Consider the following 8,608-nt stretch of genomic DNA (forward strand, 5'->3'; position numbering starts at 1 on the left):
CCCACACCACCAACCGACAACGCCCCCTCGTTCCACCCCAACAACCGAACCCGCTCATCAACCCCCAACACATCCACACCACCCAGCGCCACATCTGTCCCTCCGCTCAGCGCGTCGACGACGCGCTCCACGGCGGTACGCAGCAACTGGACGATCGATTCCGGGTCGAGCGCGTCCACGGTCTGCACGCTCAGGCTCAGCCCGCCCGTCCCCCAGTCGTTGACCGACACGGTCACGGGGTAGTTGGTCCGATCCTGGACCATGACGCGCTGGATGCCCTCGATCGACCGCTGCCCGTTCCGCTCCTCGTCGGCCGGACGTTCGGCGGCGGTCACGTGCCGGTAGTTGAACAGAGAGGTGAACAGCGGCGTGTTGTCGGTGATCCCGCTGACCTGCTGTGCCACCGACAGCGGTGCGTGCTCGTGCTCCAGCAGCCCCGCCAGCTGATCCCGCATCCCCTCGACAGCCGCGCGTACGCCCATCTGACCGGTACGCACCCGCACGGGCAGGGTGTTGAGGAACGGGCCCAGCACCCGCTCCGCTCCTTCACCGGCGTTCATCCGGCCGAACAGCACGGTCCCGAAGACGACGTCGTCACGCCCCGACAGCACTCCGAGCACGCGCGCCCACGCGACGTGCAGAACCGTCGCCGCGCTGACCCCCAACTCCCGTGTCACGCGCCGCAGTCCGTCGGTGACATCAGTGGCGACGGGCAAGACCGCCGAGGCCACGCCGCCGTCGCCGCCGCGCGTGTCGAGCAGCCCGTACGGGGCCGTCGGCTCGGTCACATCACCGAGCAGCTCGGCGAAGTACCGCTCATGCTCGGCCCGGGGCACCGCACGGGTCTGCGCCACGAAGTTCCGGAACGGCATCGCAGGCGCCAACTCGTCCGCGTGGCCCGTGAGTACCGACCTGAGTTCGTCCAGCAGCACGTCCATGCCCATGTGGTCATGCAGCATGTGATGCATACGTACGACGGCCAGCCATCGGCCTTCGGGCAGTTCGGCCGCATGCACGTCCAGCAGGGGGGCGCGGCCCAGGTCCATCACCGACCCCGCGAGGGCGATCAAGCGATCCGCCCGCTGTACGGGCTCGTTCGCCTCCCCATCCTCCAAGTTGTGCTCAATGACGGGCAGTTGAGCCTGCCGCCACACCACCTGAACCGGCGTACGCAGACCCTCCCACACCACACCCGTGCGATAGATGTCGTGCCGGTCCATCACCTGCTGCAACGCGCCGGTGAACGTCTCCAGCCGTTCCCGGGAGTCGAACTCCACCACCCGCGCCGTCAGATAGACATCCCCACCCTCGTCGGCCATCAAGTGGTGGAAGAACATCCCCTCCTGCAACGGCGCCAGCGGATAGATGTCCGCCACGTTCGCCGCCCCGCCGTCGACCGCCGCGACCACCCGGTCGATCTCCTGCTGCGACAGCTCGACCAGCGGCAACATCTCCGGCGTGATCCGCCCCGCACCCACCGGGATCAGATTCTCGGGCACCTCCACCGAACCGACGCCGCCGGCCCTGGCCAACCCGGACGGCGTCGGTGTCTCGAACAAGGCCCTGATCTTGACTTCCGTGCCCAGCCTGGTCCGGATCCGCGAGAGCAGCCGGATCGCGAGCAGCGAGTGTCCGCCCAGCTCGAAGAAGCTGTCGTCCACTCCGACCGTGTCCAGGCCGAGGACCTGGGCGAAGATCTCGCAGAGCGCGGCCTCGGTCGCGTTCGCCGGTTCCCGACGGCGGGCGCCTGCCGTGACATCGTCGGGTGCGGGCAGGGACTTGCGGTCCAGCTTGCCGTTGGCGGTCAGCGGCAGCGCGTCCAGCGTCACGAACGCCGCCGGGACCATGTGCTCGGGCACCCGGCCCGCCACGAAGCCGCGCAGGTCACCGGTGTTTACGCCGCCTTCGGTGCCGGTGTCGGCGGGCACCACGTAGGCGACCAGACGCTTGTCACCCGGAGTGTCCTCACGCGCGATCACCGCGACCTGAGACACCTCCGGGTGCGCCGACAGGGCGGCTTCGATCTCGCCGGGCTCGATGCGGAACCCGCGGATCTTCACCTGCTCGTCGGCGCGGCCGAGGAACACCAACTGCCCGTCCGGCGTCCACTTGGCCAGGTCGCCGGTGCGGTACATGCGCTCACCAGAACCGGCCGGGAAGGGGCAGGCCACGAACCGCTCACCGGTCAGCCCCGCACGGCCTACGTACCCGCGCGCCAGCCCAGCACCGGCCACGTACAGCTCCCCGGACACACCCACCGGCACCGGTCGCAGCGCCCCATCGAGCACGAACAGCCGGGTGTTGGCGATCGGCGCACCGATCGGCACCACCCCACCAGCCACCACCTGCGGCGACAGCTCGCCCGTCACCACCCCGACCGTGGTCTCGGTCGGCCCGTAGTGGTTGAACACCCGCTGACCACCAGCGGCCGCCGCCTGCACCAATTCCTTGACCCAGCCGGCCTGCGCGGCTTCACCGCCAAGCACCACCGACCCGGCCGGCAGCAACGCCTCGACACCCACCGCCGCCGTCAACGCCGCCAGATGCGACGGCACCACCTTGATGTGGTCGATCCGCTCCTCGGCCACATACCGCGCCACCGCCTCCGGATCCGTCACCAACTCGGCTTCCAGTACGTGCAGTTGTCCACCCGTGACTAGGCTGCTGAACACCACCGTGTTCCCGAGGTCGGTCACCTGCGCCTGCAACAGCGCATACCGCGCCCCCGGCACATCCCAGCCCAACCGCCCCGACACCGACGACACATAGTTGGCCAGCGACCCATGCGTCACCGCCACACCCTTCGGCACACCCGACGACCCCGACGTATAGATCACATACGCCAACCCGGCCGCATCCACGACGGGGAGTACCCCGTCCGGCGACGCCTCCGCATGACCGTCCAGGCGTAAAGCAGTCGTCGGGTCGTCGAGGACGAGTGTCCGCGCCTGCCCGACCGACAGACCACCGAGCGCCTCCTGGGTGCCCAGCACCAGCCGCACGTCGCTGTCGGCCAGCATGAACTCCACGCGTTCCGAAGGCAGTTCCCCGTCAACCGGCAGATACGCCGCTCCTGCCTTCCACACCGCCAGGATCGCCGTCACCATCTCCACGCCACGCGGCAGGCACAAGCCCACCACCGACTCCGGGCCCACACCCAGATCACGCAGATGGCACGCCAGACGGCCCGCCCGCGCATCGAGCTCACCGAAGGTCAGGCGGACATCGCCGGACACCACTGCCACCGTGTCCGCGGCCGCCCGCGCGCGCTCCTCGAAGGCCTCCACCACGGACACACCCGCCGGCTCCACCGCAGTGTCGTTCCACTGCACCAACAGCCGGTCCCGCTCCTCCGCGTCGAGCACCTCGACCGTGTGCACCGCGACGTCCGGGGCTGCCGCGACCGCGTCGAGCACCCGCCTCAACCGGCCGGCGATCGCCTCCGCCGACGCTGCGTCGAAGAGGTCCGTCGACGCCATGACCGACCCGCGCACCCCCGCGGGCCGTCCCTCCGCGTCGAACTGCTCCCCCACGGCCAGATGCAGATCGAACCTGACCGGGACGGTGACCGTCTCCTCGGAGGGCTGCGCGGTCGCGGACGGCCCGCCCCTGCTGGTCTGCACATCGGCCAGGTCCAGCGCGGAGCGACGCGTGTTCTGCATGGTGAACATGACCTGGAACAGCGGATTGCGGCTCTGCGACCGTTCGGGGGCGGTCTCCTCCACCAGCCGTTCGAACGGCACATCCTGATGTGCCAGCGCGTCCAGGCTCGACTCGCGGACGCGCCTCAGCACCTGCCGGAAGTCCGGATCGCCCGACAGGTCCGTACGGATCACGAGCGTGTTCACGAAGAACCCGACCAGGCCCTCCAGCGCCTCGTCGTTGCGGCCCGCGATCGGGGACCCGATGGGAATGTCGGTGCCGGCCCCGAGCCGGGAGAGTGTCACCGCCAGCGCGGCCTGCAGCACCATGTACAGCGTGGCGCCCTCGGCCAGGGCCAGTTCCGACAGCCGCCGATGGACGTCGGCCGGAACTCGCAGCGGCACCCGGTGCCCGCGGTGTCCGGCCACCGCCGGGCGCGGCCGGTCCAGCGGCAAAGGCAGTTCCTCCGGCGCCCCGGCCAGCGTCCGCCGCCAGTACGCCACCTGCTGCGCCAGCAGGCTCTCCGGGTCCGCCGCGTCGCCCAGCAACTCGCGCTGCCACAAGGTGTAATCGGCGTACTGCACCGGCAACGGCTCCCAGTCGGGGGCCTGCCCGCGCTGCCGCGCCGCGTACGCCGTCGACACATCGCGGGCCAGTGGTGCCATCGACCAGCCGTCACCGGCGATGTGGTGGACCAGCACGACCAGCAGGGACTGCTGCGTGTCCGTGCGGAAGAGCCACGCACGGATCGGCATGTCGGCAGCCAGGTCGAAGGTGCCCCAGGCGACCTCGTCCATCGCCGCCGCCAGGTCTTCGGTGGCGACGTGCCGCACCTGCAGCGCCCAGTCGAGGTCCGCCGGAGCCAGGATGTGCTGGTACGGCTCGCCGTCGGAGACCTTGCAGAGCGTACGCAACGACTCGTGGCGGATGATCACGTCGCGCAGGGCCGCGTCCAGTGCCTCGACGTCCAGGTCTCCGCTGAGCGAGACGGCCAGCGGCACGTTGTAGGTCGGGCTGGGGCCCTCGAGCTGGCTCAGGAACCACAGCCGGCGCTGTGCGAACGACAGCGGAATCATCACTGATTCTCCTCACGCATTGGACGAAGTGCCGGTCGAGTCGTCTTCTCGCTGCCCAGCTTCGCTGCGAGCGCCGCCGGAGTCGGTGCTTCGAATAGGGTCCTGATCTTGACTTCCATGCCGAGCCTGGCCCGGATGCGGGACAGCAGACTGATCGCGAGCAGCGAGTGCCCGCCCAGTTCGAAGAAGCTGTCGTCCACCCGGACCGAGTCACGTTCGAGCACCTCCGCGAACACCTCGCAGAGGACTGCTTCCTTCTCGTTCGCGGGCTCGCGTTCTGTTGCCCCGGCCGCGGTGTGCTCCGGCGTCGGCAAGGCTGTTCGGTCGAGTTTTCCGCTGCTGGTCAGCGGCAGTTCCGTCAGCTCCACCACCGCGGCGGGCACCATGTACTCCGGCAGCAGCCGTGCCAGGTGTCGGCGGATGTCGACGCCGCCCTCGTCGGCGCCGCCCTCGTCGGTGTCACCCTCGTCGTCGCCGTCGTGAGCGCGGACGATGTAGGCGACCAGCCGGGGGTCGCCCGGAACATCCTCGCGTGCCATCACAGCGGCCCGGGAGACACCGGGGTGGCCGCGCAGCACCGTTTCGATCTCGGCGGGTTCGATGCGGAACCCCCGGATCTTGACCTGGTCGTCGGCGCGCCCGACGAAGATCAGCCGGCCGTCGGACGTCCACTTCACCAGGTCCCCGGTCCGGTACATCCGCTCGCCCGCGGATCCGAACGGGCAGGCCACGAACCGCTCACCGGTCAGCCCGGGACGGCCGACGTAGCCGCGGGCCAGTTGGGCGCCGGCGGCGTACAGTTCGCCGACCACTCCGACCGGTACTGGCGCCAGTTGGTCGTCCAGGACGAACACCCGGGTGCCTTCGAGCGGTGTGCCGATCGGCACCACACCGTCGGCGAGTGTCTCGGTGGTCAGCCGGGCGGTGGCGATGCCGACCGTGGTCTCCGTCGGCCCGTAGTGGTTGTGGATCTGCCGGTCCCCGGCCTCCCGCACCAGCTCGCCGACCCATGCGGCAGGGGATGCCTCCCCACCGAGTACCAGCGACCGGGCCGGCAGCAGCTCCCGCACACCGGCCGCGGCGGACAGGGCGGCCAGGTGTGAGGGCACCGCCTTGACGAAGTCGATGCGATGCTCGTCCAGGTACCGGGCGACCGCGTCGGCGTCCATCACCACGGTGTCGTCCAGCACATGCAGCTGACCGCCGGTGACCAGGCTGATGAAGACGACCGTGTTCCCCAAGTCCGTCACCTGCGGCTGCAGCAGCGCGTACCGCGCTCCCGGACCGGACCATCCGAGACGGGCCGACGCCGACGCCACATAGCCGGCAAGCCCGTCCTGGGTGACCGCCACACCCTTGGGTGTGCCCGTCGATCCCGATGTGTAGATCACGTATGCCAGTTGCCCGGGGGCGGTCGTCACCAACGGCGCGTCCTCGGGGCATCCGGCCGTCAGCCCCGGCTCGTCAAGCGACACGGCCGTGACACCGGCCGGCACCTCGATCGCGTGCCCGGCTTCCGTGGCTGCGGTGAGTACCAGGTGTGCTCCGCTGTCAGCGAGCATGAAGGCGGTCCGCTCGGCGGGCAGCTTGGGGTCGATCGGCAGGTAGGCCGCACCGGCCTTCCAGACCGCCAGGATCGCGGTGATCGTCTGGAGGCCGCGGGGCAGGCACAGTCCGACCACACTCTCGGGGCCCGCACCGAGGCCACGCAGGTGGTGTGCGAGCCGGTTGGCCTCCGCGTCCAGCCTGCCGTACGGCACCGGGACGCCGTCGGCCACCACTGCTGTGGCCTCGGGATCGGCCATCACCCGCTGCTGGAACCGCTCGACGACCGTCGACTCCGGGGGTGCCTGCGTGGTGCCGCTCCAACGGTTCACCAGTAGGTCCCGTTCGGGTCCGTCCAGGATGTCCACCGCGTGCAGCGGCAGGTCCGGTGTCGTGGTGACGGCCTCCAGTACCCGGAGGAACCTCTCGGCCATCCGGCTCGCGGCCGGTGTGTCGAACAGGTCGGCGGTGAGGGTCAGTCCGCCGCGCAGTCCGGCTGGTCGGCCGTTGTCGTCCAGTACCTCCGTCAGTGACACGAAGAAGTCGTAGCGACCGGGGGCCGCAGCGGACTCGTCGAGCACGGCCCCACCGCGGCCGGTGTGCAGACCGGGCAGGTCGAGAGAGGCTCGTTCGTTGTTGTGCAGTGTCAGCATGACCTGGAACAGCGGATGCCGTCCCAGCACCCGCGAGGGCGCGAGTTCCTCCACGAGCCGCTCGAAAGGTACGTCCTGGTGGGCGAGCGCCTCCAGACTCGTTTCCCTTACCCGGCCCACCAGTTGGCGGAATTGCGGATCGCCGGACAGGTCGGTCCTGATCACCAGGGTGTTGAGGAAGAACCCGACCAGATCGTCCAACGCCTCGTCGGTGCGGCCCGCGATCGGGGACCCGATCGGTATGTCCGTCCCGGCCCCCAGCCGCGACAGGGTCACGGCGAGAGCGGCCTGCACCGCCATGAACGTCGTCACGCCCTCGGCGCGGGCGAGGTCGAGCAGCCTCCGATGCACTTCGGCCGGCACCTCCACGGGCGCCCGGTGCGCCCGGCGCCCGGCCACGGCCGGGCGAGCACGGTCGACCGGCAACGGCAGTTCTTCCGGGGCCCCGGCCAGCGTCCGCCGCCAGTAGCCGACCTGCTCGGACAGTGGGCTGTCGGGGTCGGACTCCGCGCCCAGCACGTCGCGTTGCCAGAGGGTGTAGTCGGCGTACTGCACCGGCAGGAGCTCCCAGTCCGGGGCCTCGCCACGAAGCCGTGCCGCGTACGCCGTCGACACATCGCGGGCCAGCGGTGCCATCGACCAGCCGTCACCGGCGATGTGATGCAACACGACCACGAGGATGCGGTCATCCGGCCCGGCTTCGAACAGCCAGGCCCGGATGGGCAGTTCGGAAGCCAGCGCGAACGTGTGCCGCGACGCCTGCGCCACCGCCTCGCCCAGGTCCTCGAGCGCCACCTGGGACACCTGGAGGTGCCAGTCGAGTTCCCGCGGGTCGAGGATCCGCTGATACGGCTCGTCGTCCACCGCCGGGAAGAGCGTGCGCAGCGACTCGTGCCGGACGATCACATCACGCAGCGCGGCATCCAGCGCGGCGATGTCCGCCTCACCACTCAGCCTGATCGACACCGGGATGTTGTACGTCGGGCTCGGTCCCTCCAGTTGGTCCAGGAACCACAGCCGGCGCTGAGCGAACGACAACGGCACCCGCTCCGGCCTGCTCTCCGCAGCCCGCAACGGCGTCCGAGCCGCCCCCACGCCATCGGCCAGGCGGGCCACGAGACCGGCCACCGTCGGCGCCTCGAACAGCGTGCGCAGCCGCAGCTCGACCCCGAGCACGGCACGGATCCGCGACACCAACCGCACCGCGAGGAGCGAGTGCCCGCCGAGCCGGAAGAAGTCGTCGTCGACGCCGACCGTGTCGAGTCCGAGAACGTCGGCGAACACGCCGCAGAGGATCTCCTCCTGCACCGTCGCCGGGCCCCGGCTGCCCGCACCCGTCTCGTACTCGGGCGCGGGTAGTGCCTTGCGGTCCAGCTTTCCGTTCACGGTCAGCGGGAGTTCGTCGAGCGGGACGAAGGCGGCCGGCACCATGTACTCCGGCAGCCGGGTCGCGGCGAACTCCCGTAGCCCGCCCGCCTCTTGACCGGCCGAGAGCACAACGTAGGCGACCAGCCGCAGATCCCCCGGAGTGTCCTCGCGCGCCAGGACCGCGGCCTGCGCCACCTCCGGATGCGCCAGCAGAACGGCCTCGACCTCACCCGGCTCGATACGGAAACCACGCACCTTCACCTGCTCATCGGACCGGCCCAGGAACACCAACTGCCCAGCCGGAGACCACTTGACCACGTCCCC

General features: G+C 70.2%; 2 protein-coding genes. Both read right to left on the reverse strand.

Features of this window, described 5'->3' with window-relative positions; translation table 11 throughout:
- The coding region (locus ACWD2L_RS40575) for an amino acid adenylation domain-containing protein (RefSeq protein ID WP_351345438.1) at positions 1-4,718 on the reverse strand (4,718 nt) is incomplete at its 3' end.
- Positions 4,718-8,608: amino acid adenylation domain-containing protein (locus ACWD2L_RS40580; protein ID WP_351345435.1), on the reverse strand; the 3,891-nt coding region annotated here is incomplete at its 5' end. The genes ACWD2L_RS40580 and ACWD2L_RS40575, both read right to left, overlap by 1 nt.

This window comes from Streptomyces sp. NPDC002754 (assembly GCF_053592315.1).